General features: G+C 42.2%; 18 protein-coding genes and 3 pseudogenes. 4 read left to right on the top strand and 17 right to left on the bottom strand.

Annotated elements, in window-relative coordinates; all coding sequences use genetic code 11:
* Positions 1 to 35: 35 nt before the first annotated feature.
* Both VP472_RS12485 and VP472_RS12490 read right to left on the bottom strand, forming a co-directional pair.
* Positions 36 to 296, bottom strand: a pseudogene (locus tag VP472_RS12485) (hypothetical protein); the annotation flags it as partial.
* Positions 285 to 857: pseudogene (locus VP472_RS12490) on the bottom strand (recombinase RecT); the annotation flags it as partial. The pseudogenes VP472_RS12485 and VP472_RS12490, both read right to left, overlap by 12 nt.
* A gap of 98 nt (positions 858 to 955) precedes the next feature.
* On the opposite strand from VP472_RS12490, the gene VP472_RS12495 reads away from it, so the two are divergent.
* From VP472_RS12495 to VP472_RS12505, 3 genes and pseudogenes are all read left to right on the top strand, one after another.
* Positions 956 to 1,798, top strand: a complete 843-nt coding sequence (locus VP472_RS12495; RefSeq protein ID WP_146277209.1) for a sialate O-acetylesterase — start codon at positions 956 to 958, stop codon at positions 1,796 to 1,798.
* The gene (locus VP472_RS20140; RefSeq protein ID WP_077722620.1) at positions 1,795 to 2,322 is read left to right on the top strand and encodes a PadR family transcriptional regulator; all 528 of its coding nucleotides are present in this window, start codon (positions 1,795 to 1,797) and stop codon (positions 2,320 to 2,322) included. The genes VP472_RS12495 and VP472_RS20140 overlap by 4 nt, the downstream gene beginning before the upstream one ends.
* A 17-nt stretch (positions 2,323 to 2,339) precedes the next feature.
* Positions 2,340 to 2,816: pseudogene (locus VP472_RS12505) on the top strand (GyrI-like domain-containing protein); the annotation flags it as partial.
* 437 nt (positions 2,817 to 3,253) lie between these two features.
* Here VP472_RS12505 and VP472_RS12510 read toward each other — a convergent pair.
* From VP472_RS12510 to VP472_RS12545, 9 genes are all read right to left on the bottom strand, one after another.
* Entirely contained in the window at positions 3,254 to 3,790 is a 537-nt protein-coding gene (locus tag VP472_RS12510; protein ID WP_146277212.1) for an ATP-binding protein, read from the bottom strand.
* Between the two features lie 160 nt (positions 3,791 to 3,950).
* Positions 3,951 to 4,169 carry a hypothetical protein gene (locus VP472_RS12515; protein ID WP_063636810.1) on the bottom strand — a complete coding sequence of 73 codons (219 nt, stop codon included), beginning with the start codon at positions 4,167 to 4,169 and terminating at the stop codon, positions 3,951 to 3,953.
* A gap of 98 nt (positions 4,170 to 4,267) precedes the next feature.
* Positions 4,268 to 5,644, bottom strand: a complete 1,377-nt coding sequence (gene tet, locus VP472_RS12520) for a Tet(L)/Tet(K)/Tet(45) family tetracycline efflux MFS transporter (RefSeq protein WP_146277214.1) — start codon at positions 5,642 to 5,644, stop codon at positions 4,268 to 4,270.
* 33 nt (positions 5,645 to 5,677) lie between these two features.
* Positions 5,678 to 5,740, bottom strand: a complete 63-nt coding sequence (locus tag VP472_RS20145) for a tetracycline resistance efflux system leader peptide (protein ID WP_134816631.1) — start codon at positions 5,738 to 5,740, stop codon at positions 5,678 to 5,680.
* A gap of 113 nt (positions 5,741 to 5,853) precedes the next feature.
* On the bottom strand, positions 5,854 to 6,375 hold the full coding sequence (satA, locus tag VP472_RS12525) for a streptothricin N-acetyltransferase SatA (RefSeq protein WP_013352985.1): 522 nt from the start codon (positions 6,373 to 6,375) through the stop codon (positions 5,854 to 5,856).
* Between the two features lie 140 nt (positions 6,376 to 6,515).
* Positions 6,516 to 7,016, bottom strand: a complete 501-nt coding sequence (locus VP472_RS12530; protein ID WP_025649660.1) for a DinB family protein — start codon at positions 7,014 to 7,016, stop codon at positions 6,516 to 6,518.
* A 200-nt stretch (positions 7,017 to 7,216) separates the two neighbouring features.
* Positions 7,217 to 7,501, bottom strand: a complete 285-nt coding sequence (locus tag VP472_RS12535; RefSeq protein WP_077722623.1) for a DUF2651 family protein — start codon at positions 7,499 to 7,501, stop codon at positions 7,217 to 7,219.
* Positions 7,502 to 7,741: 240 nt separating this feature from the next.
* Entirely contained in the window at positions 7,742 to 8,545 is an 804-nt protein-coding gene (locus tag VP472_RS12540) for an HAD-IIB family hydrolase (RefSeq protein ID WP_013352988.1), read from the bottom strand.
* Positions 8,546 to 8,578: 33 nt separating this feature from the next.
* Positions 8,579 to 9,391, bottom strand: coding sequence for a Cof-type HAD-IIB family hydrolase (locus tag VP472_RS12545; protein WP_070082144.1), 813 nt, complete (start codon positions 9,389 to 9,391; stop codon positions 8,579 to 8,581).
* A gap of 235 nt (positions 9,392 to 9,626) precedes the next feature.
* On the opposite strand from VP472_RS12545, the gene VP472_RS12550 reads away from it, so the two are divergent.
* Positions 9,627 to 10,352, top strand: a complete 726-nt coding sequence (locus tag VP472_RS12550) for a MurR/RpiR family transcriptional regulator (RefSeq protein ID WP_053573170.1) — start codon at positions 9,627 to 9,629, stop codon at positions 10,350 to 10,352.
* A gap of 85 nt (positions 10,353 to 10,437) precedes the next feature.
* Here VP472_RS12550 and manA read toward each other — a convergent pair whose 3' ends face one another.
* From manA to VP472_RS12580, 6 genes are all read right to left on the bottom strand, one after another.
* A complete protein-coding gene (gene manA / locus VP472_RS12555) occupies positions 10,438 to 11,385 on the bottom strand; it encodes a mannose-6-phosphate isomerase, class I (RefSeq protein WP_013352992.1) in 948 nt (315 codons plus the stop codon).
* 14 nt (positions 11,386 to 11,399) lie between these two features.
* Positions 11,400 to 13,358, bottom strand: a complete 1,959-nt coding sequence (locus VP472_RS12560) for a fructose-specific PTS transporter subunit EIIC (RefSeq protein ID WP_102421624.1) — start codon at positions 13,356 to 13,358, stop codon at positions 11,400 to 11,402.
* 152 nt (positions 13,359 to 13,510) lie between these two features.
* A complete protein-coding gene (locus VP472_RS12565; RefSeq protein ID WP_070082146.1) occupies positions 13,511 to 15,463 on the bottom strand; it encodes a mannose transport/utilization transcriptional regulator ManR in 1,953 nt (650 codons plus the stop codon).
* Between the two features lie 229 nt (positions 15,464 to 15,692).
* The gene (locus tag VP472_RS12570; RefSeq protein ID WP_146277216.1) at positions 15,693 to 16,610 is read right to left on the bottom strand and encodes an MBL fold metallo-hydrolase; all 918 of its coding nucleotides are present in this window, start codon (positions 16,608 to 16,610) and stop codon (positions 15,693 to 15,695) included.
* Positions 16,611 to 16,656: 46 nt separating this feature from the next.
* Positions 16,657 to 17,139 carry a Cys-tRNA(Pro) deacylase gene (gene ybaK / locus VP472_RS12575; RefSeq protein WP_057080462.1) on the bottom strand — a complete coding sequence of 161 codons (483 nt, stop codon included), beginning with the start codon at positions 17,137 to 17,139 and terminating at the stop codon, positions 16,657 to 16,659.
* Between the two features lie 67 nt (positions 17,140 to 17,206).
* Positions 17,207 to 18,091, bottom strand: a complete 885-nt coding sequence (locus tag VP472_RS12580; RefSeq protein ID WP_153986675.1) for a LysR family transcriptional regulator — start codon at positions 18,089 to 18,091, stop codon at positions 17,207 to 17,209.
* Between the last annotated feature and the right edge of the window lie 78 nt (positions 18,092 to 18,169).

An 18,169-nucleotide genomic window follows, 5' to 3' on the forward strand; every position in this document is an offset into this window, starting at 1 on the left:
ATTAGAAATTGATAGAAGTCGCATCTGTATGCGACTTCTTGTTCGATGTTGTTTTCAAGCGTGTCAGAGGTAATGTTAACTTCAGCAATTACTTCTTTTGTGCTTAAGTTAGCTGTGCTAATTGATGGAACAGACTTTTGATCCTTAGTCAGCGCAACTCTTAAAATCGTTGGCGTATCTTGAACCATTCGAATAAAAGTTGAAGCTTGAACAGGCTTGCCATCAAAGGATCGGCTTCTCGCGCGCTTGGTTTTCTGTATTTTCTTTGCTTGAAGGCTCGGAAACTTAGGAGCCATCGCATCACAGTCATTTTTCCATCCAACATCAGACTTACTGAATTTCTTTTTGTGCTTTTCTACTTGTGCCTTTGTCCAGTACACTGTTTTTCGGAAGCCATTTATCAACTCAAAATAAGCTGCATAACCAATTACTACGTCTGAATTCACGCTTTTCAAACTCAATCTCGATCTCCTCAGTCAGCGGATTCCGCTTCTCCAATTCGCCTTCATGAATCGGTATGCAATTGATGGACTTATATTGGCCTGTTCGCAAAGCAATCTGTATGTACCCTTTGTATCCAAGCTGGAATTGAGCCTTTCCTCCATAAGGAACTATCCAGACATCCCCTAAGTTTTTATCTATAGGCAGGTCGAGTTTCTGCCACCATTGCAGATGAGATGGCACTCATAAGATCTGTTTTCTGCAGCATCTGCTCGCTGTTATCAAGACTTAAGATAGAAGCAGTAAACTGTGCAGCCCTCTTTCCTGACACTTCCTCAAATCGCTTAATAAGGGGTGGTGGAAGAAAGCTAGCCTTTCATGATCGCTCCTTGCTGTTTCACAGGAACGCTTTTCATACATCATAATAAAACCTTATTAAAACTTTACAAGACAAGCTGAATTGACTATAGTCTAATTAGACTAAAATATTGATGTAAAGAAGTGAAAAAATTAGATGATAAAGTCTTTTTTAATGTTGGGGCAGTCGAATATGGCAGGCCGTGGATTTTTGAATGAAGTAGACCCTATCTATAATGAAAAAATTAAAATGCTGCGCAATGGACAATGGCAGATGATGACAGAGCCGATTAATTACGACCGTCCGGTTTCCGGCGTTGGCCTGGCGGCATCTTTTGCAGATGCATGGTCAAAAGCTCATCCCGATGAAGAAATTGGCTTGATCCCGTGTGCGGAAGGCGGCAGTTCATTGAATGACTGGCATCCGGAAGGCATCCTTTTTCAGCATGCTTTGTCCGAAGCCCGCTTCGCCCTCCGTTCCAGTCAAATTTGCGGAATCCTTTGGCACCAAGGTGAGAGTGACAGTTATCGTTCGCTGCATGAAACTTATTACGAGAAATTAACTCTTATCATTGAGACGCTAAGAAACGAGTTGAAACTTGATGATGTACCGTTGATTATTGGAGGGCTTGGTGACTTTCTTGGGAAGACCGGTTTTGGACAGCACGCGACTGAATTTCGACAGGTTAATGAACAATTGCTGCGTTTTGCTAATGAACAACAGAATTGTTATTTTGTTACTGCAGCAGGTTTGACTGCGAATCCTGATGGCATTCATTTAGACGCAGCTTCACAACGTAAATTCGGTTACCGCTATTTCGAGGCTTTTTCGAAAAAGCACCATATCCTGAAACCCATTTCGGGAGAGGAGCAATCATTGAAAGTGAAAGGTGACTATTCTAAAACAGAACAGATTTACCTTCATAGTATGGATTTGGCTTCGGGTGAAATCACGTACGCGGAATTTGAGGCGCGGATGGCGAAGGTGATGAAACCATAATTCCCTTACTTATCCTTGGCTTGCTCATCCAAAACCCCGGAGCTCACGGCTATGAACTTCTGGCCTTAATGGAAAAACGTCATTACAAATACATTGTTAACTTCACGAAAGGTTCATTTTATTACAATCTGCAGCAACTTGAAGAAAAGTGTTTGATTGAACAGATTCAGCAGAAACCCTCAACCAGCGGGCGTGAGATCCGTAACTTTAAAGTCACAGATTCGGGAAGGGCAGAATTCGAAAAATTAATGATCAAATACGGCACCAAATCGGAATATGTGAACCTGCAATTTTATGGGGCGTTACTCTTTGCCGATGAATTCGACAAAAATAAATTACTGGATCTGATCCAATCACAAATCGATCAGACTAAAACTCGAATCGAGCTCCTTGATGAATACCTGGCCATCACTCAAGAAATTCCCGGCACAATCAATTACTTTCGCCGTATGAATGAAAATTCCCGTTCACATCACTTGGTTAATTTAGAATGGTTCGAAAAATTGAAAGCAGAAATAGAGTGAACTATTGCATAATAAAATTTCGCATCGTCGGCATTAAAAAAAGAGTCCCTATTTTGTTCAAAGGCGTGAATCCTGACATTGCATTGATGTGGGAAAGTTTAAATGAAGCAGCAATCAATCAACTAAAAGAGCTTTCTAATGCAGCGCCTGCAGGACTCATCAGTGCATCCACGAACTTTTCTGAAGGCCGGACAGAGGAAAACGGAGAGCTTGATCACTATATTGGCGCAGCCACAACGAAACATTGCCCAAATCATCTATCACAGCTTGAAGTCCCTGCCTCAACGTGGGCTGTATTCAAAGCAGCCGGATCATTTCCGGATGCACTGCAGGAAGTATGGGGGCGGATTTATTCCGAATGGTTTCCATCGTCCCATTATGAACAAATTGAAGGCCCAGAAACCCTGTGGAACGAGCATAAAGATGTAACATCGCCATCTTTTAAAAGTGAAATTTGGATACCCATTTCAAAAAAGGAATATATCTTACAATGAAATTAGAGGAATTGAAGGTTTTAAGGAAGGGGTCTCATCCCTTCCTCTTTATGTCACTCGATCTGCGGCAATATTGATGCCACTAATCTTCGAATTGAGTTTTTTAATGAGCAGAGCCGTTCTTACTGAAAATATAAATTGAGGTGTATTGCGTTTTGATGATCTGCTTCTCACCTCTTATTTTCCGCCTTAACGTCCGATCCTTTCTGCAATTCTTCTGCAAAGTCTGACGTTGATGATTGACTGCCAAGATCTCCCGTTTTGATTCCTGCCTTCACGGTTTCCCGAAGTGAGTTCTCTATTAATTCCGCTGCTTCTTTCCGAGAATAAATCACTTCACAACAGACAAACTGAAGGCGGTATAAAAAAACAGCTCCGTTAAAATGGCCGGAACTGTCTTTGACTTTTGGATTTTGCAGTTATCTCCATCCGTTAGTTTAATTAGAATTCAGATAATCCAAGACACGATCAACTCTTTCATTGACTGAGTAATCTCCTTCAATTTTTAACAATGGACAAGATAAATCTTCCATCCAATGTTCGTGTAAAGCTTTGCTTCTAACTTCCATTCCGGCATGATCATATAAAGAAGCCCACTCTAAAAATGTTTTTGATTGTTCATATTTACTGCCGCCGGCTAACACTTCGTTTCCATAACGCTGAAATTCCCTATGCCTTAATCTCTCAAGCCGTATATCCTGCGGAATCCATAAGAAGATGACAAGGTCAAAATAACTTTTTAGATCATCGCCCCAGCGGCACACTGCGCCAGAAAGAATCCATTTCTCATTTATTGTCAAGTCTTTTTCAAGCAACTTTCTTCTTTCAGGGATTTCTCTTTTTTTAGTGAATTTATCTGTCCAATAGTAATCATCAGTATCAAGATGCGTATGCGGCAAATGCTTTGATAATGCAACACCCAATGTTGACGTTCCGACACCAGAGGCTCCCAATATGTGAATCTTATTTTTCATACTTCCCCCTCCTTATGAAGCAACCAAACTCCCTGTTGCATAAGGTATTTACTATTATTTTGACATAAATCCCCAAAAACCTTTACTTTGCCAGGAGAATCCAGATGCATGTTAAAACCATACTGCTTACGAACTTCATGGTCATTTTCAAACAGAATGATTAACTTTCTCTCCGGCCTATTTTAATATCCTCATACACTTTTTCAAAAGTCTCGATTGGCAGTGAAAACTTGGTTGTTTTCTCGTTACGGTGATTGATTACGATCTCAATTTGATTATTTTTTTGTTCAAACTCAATAAGTGCGTTCTCCCATTTATCTCTGATTGAAATGATACAATTTCCATTTTTCTTTTCCTTTTTCTTATAAATGTAATTCACTTTAACTCCCCTTTCATTGATCGGCAAAAGGTTTCGGAATAAGGAAGCTCCTCAAAAAAAGGATCAAAACTTTTATCAAGTTTGATCCTTTTCCCTTTTTAGTCATTTCTTCGCGAACGTTTATAGACATTCACGGTTACCAGCCAGCTCATAACAACGATTCCTGCAAAAAGAATGAGCATATTACTGTACAAATAAGCGGAATGATCAGCGTTAACAGGCAGCAGCCTTTGATTCAGCAAGCGGATCGATAATAAACCGCCTGCAATCGAAATACCCGTTCCCTCTGATAAAAAGCTCGTAAAATTAAGAAGACTCATTCCGGCGCCGGCTTCCTTTTGTTTCAAACTGCCAGACACAATTGTAGATATAACCGTTTTTGTGAAGGAGAGCCCCCCAAAAACAAAAACGATTATAACGGTCATGAGCCAAGGTGCCGCATCTATGAAAAAGGCAGCGATTAAAAAGCTGGAAGACATCAATACAATCCCAATGGTCAGCACATACAAAGAACCTTTCCGATCAACAAGCAATCCTCCAATGTAACCGAAGATGATGACGCTCATTGTCCCGGGGAACATAATCCCGCTTCCAATTGCCGCAGTACTTAAATGGTGAACATCTTTCATCATATAAGGAATCATAGACACAAATCCTGCAGCAGTGCCGAAGATCAGGCCTCCGCAAAGGACGCCCATCATAAACAAAACATTTTTCCCCAGTGCAGGGTCAACAAAGGGATCTTGAGTTTTCCTAATATGTCTCACAAATATCAGGAAAGCTAGAATACTGATGATCAGAAAAGACATTCTATATGAAGTTGTAAACAGCAGAAAAAATACGATGCCTGCAGACATTAATATAATCCCCGTCATATCAAAGCGCCCGCTGACTCTTTCTTCCTTTTCCAGCAGTTTCATCAGGAATGGAACGGTGATAACTGTTGCTGTCGGAATAAGCAGCAAATATGACCAGTGAATATAATGAGCGATCATTCCGCCAATAGCTGGTCCGACACCTTCCCCCATTGCCACCAGCGAACCGATCAGACCAAATGCTTTACCCCTGTTTTCTTTCGGAATATAGCGTACTACTGCAACCATCACAAGAGCCGGGAATGCGGCTGCACCAGCCCCTTGAATAAATCGGGCCAGAATGAGTACAGGAAAGAAAGAGTGTCCGACAAATCCAATGATCGATCCGAAGCCATTTACCATAATTCCAAATAGGAGCAGTTTTTTGATGCCCAGCTGATCTGATAACTTCCCATACAGAGCAGTTCCGATGGAAAAGGTTAACATAAAGGCCGTGTTCACCCAGTTTGCACTCGCTGGCAGTTTATGAAAATCGTTGGCGATATCAGGTAACGAGACGTTCAAAACCATTTCATTTAATACGCTGAAAAATGACAGAACACAAAGCCAAATGAACACTTGGTTGTGCCGTAAAGCTGACTGTGAATAAGGCGTATTCACAAATTTCCCTCCATTAATGAGGGCAGACGCAGTTTATAGGGCCATTGATACGCTTCCCTCTTTTAATTGTACCCTGTTCATTTTTTTGCACTTCATACATAACTCCCCCTGCATTGATTGATATACCTTATTATAAATCCTCAAGCCGATGTTTTGAATACTTTGCGGCACACACCCGCTAAATGACGAAACATCAAATACTGTTATATTTAAAATTTACAGTACCAAAAAACCGCAATTTCATTTGCTGTTGAAAGATTGGAATAAAGCATTGTATCGACCGCTCCTATGACAAAGTTATTTTTGGCATAAAAATGACAAGCTGAAACATTAATATCTTGTGTTTCAAGCATAAGACCGCATAAATGATTCTCCTTTGCCCACTCAATCGCTTTATGTAATAAAGCCGTCCCGACACCATTTTTTCTATAATCTTTTGCAACGGCAATGTCTTCAATCAGTGCGTATCCATTCCAATTAGAACGAAGCTTACTCCGGCCGACACAGTCGTTCTCTGCGTAATAAAAAAAGACAACTTTATCCTCTTCTTCAATATAACTGACATCAATGTCAGCATCGTCATATTTTTTGACATAAGGTTCAGCAAATTTCTCCTCTGTATATGTCCAAACATTGTTTTCAAATGAAGGGATGATTCTCCCTGAAACAACGAAAGGTTCGTTTGGTTTATTGAAGTCTTTCATATTGAAACGAGTCATTTTAGTTATCATCATAATCACCTTTCTGCAGTTATTGAACTCACTTTACACCTTTTGAACTGTTGATTCGTCTGCATGTCACGAAGACTAAAACAAAAAAGATACCAACATCGATTGGTATCATCTATTCATTCGAGCCCTGCAACAACATCCTATTTCGGAGCTTCCAAACCAAATGTTGTCCATTCCTCTTTTGCCGGACCATAAATACCCGGAACAGGTAAACCTGCTTGTCTCATAAGGACAGTCATTTGTCCTCGATGATGGTTTTGATGTTGAATTAAAAACATCAAAAGTGAACCATTTGGCAATTGCTGACCAATAAAGTTAACACATTCTTGAAGTGTATCGTCAGTCCATTGCGTTTTTAACGCCTGCACAAATGCATTACTGGCTTGATGATAACTCTCAGCAATAAACCGCGCCGATGCAGGAACAGGAAAATCTTCAGCAGGAGCATGAAACGTTAAATCTGTGTTTGAGGTAATGATGTGAATGGCCGCGACAGTATGCCATGCAATACGGCCTAAAGTCCAATGTTGTGAAGTGATTTCTTGTTTAAGTGATTCATCAGTCAGATGATTCAGCAGTTTTTGTGTCGCGTCGGCTTCGAATTCCCAAGATTTCAAAAAATGGTCTAAGGTTTGAAACATAAAAATCCTCCTTATCCTTTTTTGTTTTTCTATGTATCTGCAGTTCAATTATAGTGCTCCGTTTAGTTAAAAAAGAACAAAACGATAGACAGACATTTTTATCAGAAAGCCCGATCTGACAATAACAGTCAAAATATAAGAACATAACAGATCACTCTATACTTCTTTTTCTTCAATCGACAAACAGGATTCTTCTGTGTCTAATATTTTCGCTTTGCAAAAGTCCATATCGTCTTAGTGATTGAACCGGAGATAAAACAGCTCCCCGTCATCATAGCCACCCAAATGAAAAATGTCGGCTCGGCACCTATTACAATAAACATAAATATCAAGGACAAAATGAAGACAATAACAACCATCATCCATACTTTTTTAAAGATGAAATACCCTAATATCCCTAACAGAAAAGAAGCTGCCGGAAGAAAAATGAGAATGATATACGCGGGACTCAACAGCGGGCTAATACAAACACCTCCCAATTTCAAAACGAGGAAGTTCCTACTTTTTGTCTGATATCAAATGATATGAAGTGATTTTTTTCATCTTGATATTACGCCGTTTCATTCATTTTATACATATTATACCAATACAATCGAGTCAAATATAGATATTTATTCATTTTTAACATATTTCCGGAAAATGAGGAGTGAATTAAAGTCTGAGAATAGCCCGCTTTTTCTTTTCCTAGTAAGTCCTGCCTCATTGGCTTTAGCCCATCTGCTTTCTCATTGTTTTTGCAGCGCTAATATTCTCATAATCGTGTGCATGACGCTGCTTTCCTCATTTGATTTGATGACAAAGTGCGCCGCATCTTTTATTTCGTCAATGGCGTTCTTAACCGCAAAGCTGTAGGATGCCGCTTCCATCAATTCTTTGTCATTGCGGCCGTCTCCGAATGCCATTGTTTCATCAGCCGAAACCCCTAATAATCGCTGCAGTTCTTGTACTGTTGATCCTTTATGTATTCCGATATTTGATATATCCATCCAGGTATCTTCTGATGCTACGATATATAATTGGTGAAAAAATTCATGCAGCTTTTCTCTCGTTTCCGGACAGTTGGCGTCGGGGTCATGAACCGTAATCTTGATAAAATCGTCTTTTATCTCAGTAAAATCAGTTATTTTCGTTACATGTGCATAAGAGGCATTTACATATTTCATTTCACTTTCAGACAGATTTTCTTTTACGATCGCGCCTTTTTTTGTGCACGCGATAATGGTGTGCCCGCAGCTGATTTTTTCTAAAGCGCCTATAATTGACAGTCCGGCTTTATTGCTGATCAAAGATTCATATACGAACTTGCCGTTCTTTTTTATACGTGCGGCACTGTCTCCTAAAATCCAAAAATCTTTCGCGTCTTCTCCGAATAAGGCTTCCACCCTTTCACACTGCTTCCCGGTGCAGATGGCGAAAGCGACATGCTGTTCCTCCATTACTCTTTTTGTCTTTTCAAATAACGTTCTGTCAAAATCGCCTTGATTATTTAAAAATGTGCCGTCTAAATCCGTAATCACTAATTTAATCATCGTTCAGCACCTCCGCAGTTAAAATGTCTTTTTTCAGACAAAGGGTTTTTCACATTTGAGGATTGAATCAATCGCATTTAAGACCCCTTCCTCATTGTTTGATTGCGTGATATGCGCCGCGGCCTGTTTAATGCTTTCCTGCGCATTATCCATGGCGACTCCGTATTTCACGGCCGACACCATCTCCAAATCATTGCCGCTGTCTCCGAAGGCCGCGCATTCTTCATCATTTATCCCCCATTGTTTCTGGAGAAGCTTAATCCCGCTTGCTTTATGAAGCCCCGGTATGATCAGATCTATGTCACCGTGCCCGCTTGATACAGGCGTGACGAAAGACCCGATTGCGTTTTTTAAATGGCTCAGAAGTGCGGAACAATGTTCGGCGGGAAAGCTGATGGAAAATTTTAAAATGTCATCATCGATGTTTTCAAAATGCGGCACCCTTTTTAACACATAATAATACTTACTGGCATGCAGATATTCATCTTCACTGGCATTTTCATGAATATACGCGCTTTTTTTTCCGCAGACAATGACGTTTTTCACCTCATACTGCTCTAAAGCACGGATTACTGCTATTATAGTGTCTTCAGACATGTTACCCGCGAATACTTCTTCTCCGGCATTCACGACGAAAGCGCCATTCTCGGCAACGAAAGCGATTTCACTTTTGATTTCCGGAAAGAAGGATGTAAGCTGCGCATATTGGTTTCCGCTTGCTACGGCAAATTTAATTCCCCGCGCATTTAATTCACGATACTGATTCATAAAACGCTCTTCGTTATATGCCATTTCATCATTCAAAAACGTTCCGTCCATATCAACCGCTATCAGTTTGATACTCATATTGTCCTCCTTTTTTCGGCCGCTTTTGTCAGCGCCCCTTGAAGAGATCATGCATAAAGCGTATGAACGAATTATATCCGCAGTTGTTTTGACCGTAAATCATTGGCTGACGTCTTGTTTTGAATGACACAAAAAGTGATTTGTCACATAAATATAACACTATGTTTCTTTTAAAAATGATATGTTACGATGAGATGTACATTCACCATTCTCATAAAAAGGAGAATCCCCCTGCATGTTCACACACGAAATGATTGCTTCATTTAACGAGCTTGAAACTTCTTTATACAACTACATCTCCCAAAACAGCGAGAAAGTCGTCTATATGCGCATCCGTGAATTGGCAAATGAAACCCATGTATCTACGGCTTCTATTTTACGTTTCTGCAAAAAAATAAACTGTGAAGGGTTTTCAGAGTTTAAGGTGAAGCTGAAAATGTATGCGGAGGCAAATAAAAAAACGATTTTAAAGAGTCCCCATCATTCCGTTGCCGAGTTTTTTGAAAGAACAGTAAGCGGAGGGATGGAAGAAAAGCTGAAGGAAGCAGCAGCCCTTGCGGCCGATGCAGAAAGCGTCATTTTTATCGGAGTGGGTAGTTCAGGAATTCTCGCCGAATACGGAGCCAGATATTTTTCGTGCTTAGGGAAACTTTCAATGTATATTAAAGATCCTTACTTTCCGGCCCATTCCCATTTCCGCCATAACAGCATCACGATCGCATTATCGGTTTCAGGTGAAGGAGATTCTACGGTGACTCATCTGAATCAGCTGAAACAAGAAGGAAGCCGGGTCATCAGTATTACAAATCATAAACATTCAACCATTGCCAAAATGTCCGATGTGAATATTTCATATTACGTGACGGAAGAATGGGTTGAAAATGCGAATATCACCACCCAAATCCCCGCGATGTACATACTTGAATCGATGGCTCGGGAGATATACAAATTGAGAGAATAAATTCAGGAACGAACCACGGAAATTTCGGCCTTTTTGTAAAAGTAACGAGAAACCCTTCTCTGATGCCAGAGAAGGGTTTTGAAGATCACAGATGAGACACAATACAATTTGCATGGCCCGCCAGTTTATATTCTCCCAAACCGGAAGGCAGGAGAATATGATCTCCTTTTCTAAAGGAATGTTCATGCCCGCCTGCAATCATTATTCCGTCTCCTTCGATCACGCTGACAAGAAGGAAGGGATGATTCTGGAATAAATTCACTTCACCTTTTACATCCCACTTTTCGACTGAAAAATAAGGACATTCTATTAAAACAGCTGCCAGCAGATCATCTGTTTGTTTATATTGAACGGTCGGCCGTTCACGGACAGATGGAACGTCTGTCACTTCTATACTTTTTTCCAAATGGAGCTCGCGCAGCCTGCCGTCCGCATCTTTTCTTCCGTAATCATACAATCTGTAAGTCGTATCTGAATTTTGCTGCGTCTCTAAAATAAGTGTGCCCTTTCCAATCGCGTGAACGGTGCCGCTTGGGACAAAAAAGAAATCTCCCGGCTTTACCTTAACTCTGTTCAGGAGCCCGTCCCATTCTCCGCGCTCAATCATGGATATCAGTTCTTCTTTTGTTGTTGCGTTATGGCCGAAAATGATCTCCGCATCTTTTTCACAATCAATGATATACCAGCATTCGGTTTTTCCAAGTTCCCCGTTTTCATGCATTTTGGCAAAGTCATCATTCGGATGCACCTGAACGGACAGGTCTTGGTCCGCATCCAAAATTTTTGTAAGAAGAGGAAAACGGTCTCCTTCAAGGTTTCCGAATAAATCTCTGTGATGCTCCCACAATTCACCGAGCGTACATCCTTTATACATGCCGTTTCGAACTGTGCTCTGTCCATTTTGATGAGCGGCAAAGGCCCAGCACTCCCCTGTCCGCTCGGACGGAATATTATAGTGAAAATCACGCAGGGCGGCGCCTCCCCAAATTCTTTCTTTGAAAACCGGATTGAAAAATATCGGTTCAGTAGACATGATCATCCCCCGCTTTATTCGATTTCTTCCAGAAGCTCATACGCCTCTTCTTTTGTCTGAACGGAGAGCAGCCTTTCCCGATAGCTGTCATCCATCAGTTTTCGGGATAACATCTGCAATATTTTCAGATGCTGATTTCCGCCGCTTTCCTTCGGTACGGCAATCATAAAAATCAGTTTTGCATCAGAACCATCAAGGCTGTTCCAGTCAACACCCGAACGTCTTATTCCGAATGCGACACCCGGCGTTCTGACGGCATCAGACTTTCCGTGCGGAATGGCGATATTCATACCTATCGCCGTGGTTCCCTGCTGTTCACGGCTCAAAATGGCCTGTTTAAATCCGCTGTCAGACAGAAGCATACCTTTACGGGACAATTTCTCGATCATTTCATCGATAATGTCATCCCTCGTTTCGCCGGATAAATGCGGTTCAATCAAGTCCGTGCTGATAATGTCAGTCAGTTTTTTGATTTCGGTCATCCCGGCTTTTCGGCTGTCAGCCTGAGATGGTTCCTTTGTTTCTTTTGCCGCTGCAGCTTCATTTGGTGCGGCAGACGGCAGCACCTCACCGGGCGCGGGGGATTTCGCCATATCTTTCTTCAGTACATTAACCAACAGAGCGGTGACAAGAGAGCCTGCTGTTACAGCGATAAAAAACATCAATACATGATCTACTGCTCCAAGTACAGCAACGATGGGGCCGCCGTGTGCCACTCTGTCCCCCACATGGCCGATCATCGCTATCACCGAGCCGGTCATAGAACCCGCCATAATACTCGGGATCACACGAAGGGGATCTTGGGCCGCAAATGGAATGGCTCCTTCCGTGATACCGAAAAGGCCCATCGTAAATGACGCTTTTCCCATTTCTCTTTCTGCGGCGGCGAATTTTCTTTTTCCTAAAAACGTCGCAATCCCAAGCCCTATCGGCGGTATACAAATGGAAACGGCAATCGGGCCCATAATTTCATAATTTCCTTCTCCGATCATTGCCGATCCGAATAGAAAGGCCACCTTGTTTACGGGTCCTCCCATATCAAAGGAGATCATCGCTCCTAAAATCAATGCCAGGAGAATTGAGCTCGAGCCTTTCATTCCCGCAAGCCAAACCGTTAATGATGCGAAAATATGAGCGACGGGGGCGCCGATCAGAAATACAAACGCCAAACCGACGATCAGTGAGGCAAACACCGGAATAATAATGATCGGCATAATCGGCTGTATTGCTTTAGGAACTTTACATTTTTTGATTCCAAGCGCCGCATATCCCGCCAAAAATCCCGCAATGATTCCTCCAAGAAATCCTGCGCCGCTCGCACTGTCGTAAAAGCTGCCGGATGCCGCAATATATCCGCCGATCATTCCGGGGACAAGACCCGGCTTATCGGCGATGCTGAACGCGATGTACCCGGCTAAAATCGGGATCATGAATGAAAAAGAAGCGCTGCCGATCTGTTCAATCGTTTTCCAAAAAGACGCATCCGGAATGACTAAGCCCTTTGGTGTTTTTTCTCCTCCAAGCGTCAATGCAACCGCTATCAATAATCCGCCGACGACAATGAAAGGAACCATAAAAGAAACGCCGTTCATTAAATGACGGTAAATCGGGTTTTGTTTTTTGCCCTGCTGACTTGCGGTTTGAGCTTTTGAAGCAGATTGATAGATCGGCACTTCACCGCTAAGCGCTTTTTGAATTAATTCTTCCGGTTTGCGGATGCCTTCCTGAACCCCGACGGCCAGCAGCTTTTTTCCCGCGAATCGGTCTTTGTTCACCGAACGGTCCGCCGCGATAATGATTGCGTCTGCTTCCTGGATTTCCTCTTCGGTCAGCCTATTTTCCACCCCGATTCCGCCCTGGGTTTCCACTTTGATCTCAACGCCTAATCTGCCGGCTGCTTTTTGTAAATTTTCAGCAGCCATATACGTATGGGCAATGCCGTTCGGACATGATGTAATCGCTAACAGTTTCATATAAATCCTCCTTTGCAGTCTGAATTTCAAGATCTTGTCTCAACTTTATACTGAAATCAGCCTGTGATAAGCGCGTTTTTTTACCATAAGTTCCGGAAATAACGGCATTTTTCCCTATAAACAGAAAAAAAGCAGGGAGCCATTCCCTGCTTTTAATAGTTTAAATACGATAAAAACGTCATCACATTTTTTTCTTCCGTCAGTTTTTGAATAAATGCCGGCTGCTCGCTAAGATAGGAAAGCTCACTGAATAATTGCTTTACCTTGTTTTGATCTTCGTGTTTGACGGCAAGCATAAATACAAGCGACACCTTTTCCGTCCCCCACTCAATGGGCTCTTTTAAGGTGGCGATTGCAATGGCTGATTGTTTGATATATTTAGAGTTCGCGTGAGGGATGGCAATACCCGCCCCGATATTTGTCGCCGACATTTTTTCTCTCATTACTGCATGAATGCCATACTCTTTTTCTACATAGCCTTTTTCATACAAAGCCTGCGCCAGCTGTTCAATGACCTGATAACGGTGCTCTGTCTCTTGCTGTAAAAAAACGAGAAACGGAGTCGTATCATTCAGCATTTTAAACGTTTTTTGCTCCCGGCGGTATGATGTATCAAGCTGTTGCATAAATGCGCTGAGCTTCTTTTCATCAGCAGGCTCCAAAAGCGGTGATACGACGATATGAGGGATCGTTACATTTCCAAGCTCTATCGTAGAAATGACGAAATCTATATCTTTATGCTTTTTGATATACTCTGTCAGCTCCGCTTTTGCGATACAGTCTTTTATCGTAATGTGATGAAATTTGCGTTCAATTTTAGTCCGCAGCAATTGCGACATGCCAATGCCCATATGGCAGACGATGATCGTCCTTTTAGGGTTATGACTGCTTCGGCGCAGCCGTTCGATCGCTGCCTGAAAATGCAGCGTCAAATAGGCCGCCTCTTCTTCAGGAATATAAAGATCAAATGTTTGATTGATGTCTTCTAAAACGTCAATGATAAGATGAAACAAATAAGGGTACATTTTTTTGATATCGTGGAGCATGGGGTTTGAAACAGAGAGATCATAGCTCAGCCGCTTCAACACCGGATCGAGATGAATGTTCAATCCGTTGATCAATTCCTGGTCTTTGTGAAAATCCAGCATTTTCAGTTCTGAAACACGATTGATCAAATGCCTGACGACTTTGGAAAGCTCAGAATCTTCAAGATCAAGCTTCTTTTCTTGCTGCAATGGATAGCGGACTTTCCCGCCTATTATATGTAAAGTTAAATAGACGGCTTCTTCCTCGGGAAACCGGATGGCAAATACCGGCTCAAGCCGTTTTAAACAAGCCAGTGTCCATTCATATTCTTTCTTCTTTTTTACCGCCTCCAGCTGTCTTGCAGAGATGGCGACCGGCTGTTTCATTTTGATACGGCGGATGGTCAGCAATGTATGCAGCAGCAAATTTTCAAATGTTTCATCCGTAAAATAGATAGAATGGTTTTTTTGTAATAACTTGATTTCTTTTCTCACAAAGTCCGCTTCATGACTTAAAAACTTACTTTTTATAAATTGGCTTGTAAACTCCGCATTATCAATCAAATCTGAAATTCGCGCCAATGCTTTTCTTTTGTTTTTTTCGTCCCCTTCAATCTTTAAGCCGAGCCGCTGTTTAGAAACCAGTGTGAGATCAAATCGCTTCAGCCACTCTTCAACCGCACTAATATCCTTTTTAATGGAAGCTCTGTTTACAAAATGCTGTGCGGCAATTTCTTTTGCGGAAACGGGCTTTGAATTCATTAATAAATCATAAGCGATGTGAAGTATTCTTTCTTCATCGGTCTTGTGCCTGCATGTAAAGTGCTCATTATAAATGTGCCGGCTTAACCGTGACCTTTCCTGTTCAGATATATGTAAATAGACGCCTAATCCCGGTTTGCGGATCAGCTGAGCTTGAACATGTTCATTCAGGAAATCTTCAATCGTTTTCAAATCATTCCTGATCGTTTTTTCAGAACAGCGGACCCTGTCTGCGAAATCTTGCACAACTAAGTAGTCATCAGGTTCAGATAACAACAGATACAAAATCTTTTTCTGTCTTGAATTCATGTATTTCATCTGTTTTTCTATCCTTCCTGTCCGTTTCTGCTGGAGCAATTATGATAGGTTAAATATACTGCGCATACGAAACCGTTTTCATTGTATAGTGAAACAAAAGAGTAAAAAGTTTTGTTTTTTACCGCAGATTCCGGAAAAATCATGTTTTATACTGAGGCTGTTCACCTTTGGTTGACAACAAAACACCAACCGTTTTTAAACGATTGGTGTCGGCAGCGAAAACCTGCTGTTACAGCCAAAATGTTTCGCCAAGCGCTAATGCTTTCAGGTTTTCAGGAGGTAATGCACGCCGGTCCCACTCGCTGTGCAGTCTGCTTAATGCTTCCGGGCCTGTATCATCAGCAAGCCGGAATGCCCCGTAATGCATGGGAATGAAGCTGTCAGCCTTCAGCTCCAAAAACGCTTTCACGGCGTCTTCCGGATTGATATGTGACACTTTCATAAACCATTCGGGTTCGTATGCTCCGATCGGCATCAGAGCCGCCTTAATACGAAACCTCTCTCCGATTTCTTTAAAGCCTTCAAAATAGCCTGTATCTCCTGCAAAATAGATGGACTCGCCGTTTTCGCTTTCTATGACCCAGCCTCCCCAATGAGAGGTATCGGTATCCCAAAGCGTTCTCCGTGTCCAGTGCTGGGCCGGAACAAATGATATACTCACCCCCCGCACCTCAAAACGATCCCACCAATTCATTTCATGAACCTTTTTGCGGCCTTTTTTGATGAACAGCTTTTTCAATCCCGCAGGCACGTAAAAATCCGGGTTTCCTCTCAGTTTTTTTATACTCGGAAAATCAAGATGGTCATAATGCCCATGTGAGATGAGCACGGCATCAATGTCAGGCAGTTCGCTCAATTCATATCCCGGCTCTGTCAGCCGTTTTTGAAAACCCATCCTCCGCGCCCATACAGGGTCGGTCATTATGTTAAGCCCCTGTATTTGGATCAGAAATGAAGAATGGCCGATCCATGTTATGGCGGTTTCCGTCCGATTGACGGCAACATCACGGACATCCCTTGTGACCGCCTTCGGAATATTCTCGCTTAAGTCTTTACTTTTTTCTCTTCGTTCTTTCATCCATTTCCACATGTCCATGAATCCATGTTCATTCTTCACGCCATTCAAGTTTTCATATCTTTTTTTCATTATCATTCTCCCTTGAAACGTGTATTCCATTAGATCCACCGGACATTTATACAATGTCTGTAAATACCGCCCCGCTTGCTTCGGCTAAATCTTGAGGCGCTACTTTCAGCTGCATTCCGATTTTCCCCGCACTGACAATCATAAACTCCAGTGTTTCAGCGGATCTATCAATAAAAGTCGGAAACCTTTTTTTCATTCCGATCGGAGAACAGCCGCCGCGTATATAGCCGGTCACTCCCAAAAGGTCCTTCATGGCAATCATTTCTATTTTCTTCTCACCTGCCGCCTTCGCAGCCTTTTTCAGATTCAGTTCTTTTGCAACGGGAACGACAAAGACGTAATAACGATCAGTTCCTGCAGATGCCACTAAGGTTTTATAAACATATTCGGCAGAGTATCCGATTTTTTGTGAAACGGAAAGACCGTCTGCGGGCTGTCCCCCTTCTGTTTTGTAACCTAATAGCTCATAGGGAATGTTTTGCTGCTCAATGATACGGACAGCATTTGTTTTCACTGTTTTTTTCGCCATGGTTTTCCTCCGTTTTCTGTATTTCTTTCTGCTTTATTTTCAACTTCGATTTTAATAAAATGACCGCTCAGTTGCGTGCTTTGTAATAATCAAGTGCAAACTGTTTAAAACGCTCAGCAGCGGGAGAGAGAGCATGGTTTTTTAACTGGGCTAACGCTATGGTGCGTTCGCATTGGTAATCTGCAACCGGGAGAAAAACGACCGGAAAGTATGAATGCTCCGCGGTTTTCGGCAGCACTGCAGCCCCCAGACCCGCGGCGGTCAGCCCTAATATGGTTGACACTTCCTCTCCTTCAAATGCGAGATGCGGGTGTATATTCAAATCCCGGCACATCAGATCAAACATATACCTCAGCCCGTATCCCGGTTTAAATCCGACAAAATCCTCGTCCTGCATCTCTTTCATTTGAATGCTTTTATTTCCTGCAAGCGGGTGGTTCTCAGGAAGCACCGCATAAAGAGGCTCTTTCTCCAGCACTGTCCATTGTAAAAGCTCGCTGGGAAGCGGCGGGGAGCTGAGACAGATATCCGCATCTCCCGTTTCCACCATTTTGCGAAGCGTTTCATTTGCGCCTTGATAAAGCCGGAAGATCACGTTTGGGTATAGCTTTTTAAATTCGGCAATCAGCTGAGGCATTAAGCGCAGCCCGAGCGTATGAAGAAAAGATACAGATATTTCGCCGTGCTCCAGGCTCATATTTTTTTTCACTTGTTCAACGCCTTCATTTAAAGCTCGTCTCGCTTGTTTTGCTTTTATTAAGAACTGCTCTCCGTGCCTTGTCAGCCGGACGGCTTTTGTCTCTCTGTAAAATAACGGCGCGCCTAATTCTTCTTCGAGCCTGATAATCGATCGGCTTAATGCCGGCTGAGAAATCATCCTTTCTTTTGCCGCATTTGTGAAATGCTGATGAGTTGCCGCCGCAATGAAGTTGTCAATTTGATGAAGCTCCATTTTCTCCTTCTCCCCTTTCCTCATAACCTACACGCATTAATTCTATAGTTATTATAAATTAGACACATTGAAATGAAA

It is taken from the genome of Bacillus sp. MT(2024) (assembly GCF_036362845.1).
Classification (GTDB): Bacteria; Bacillota; Bacilli; order Bacillales; family Bacillaceae; genus Bacillus; species Bacillus velezensis.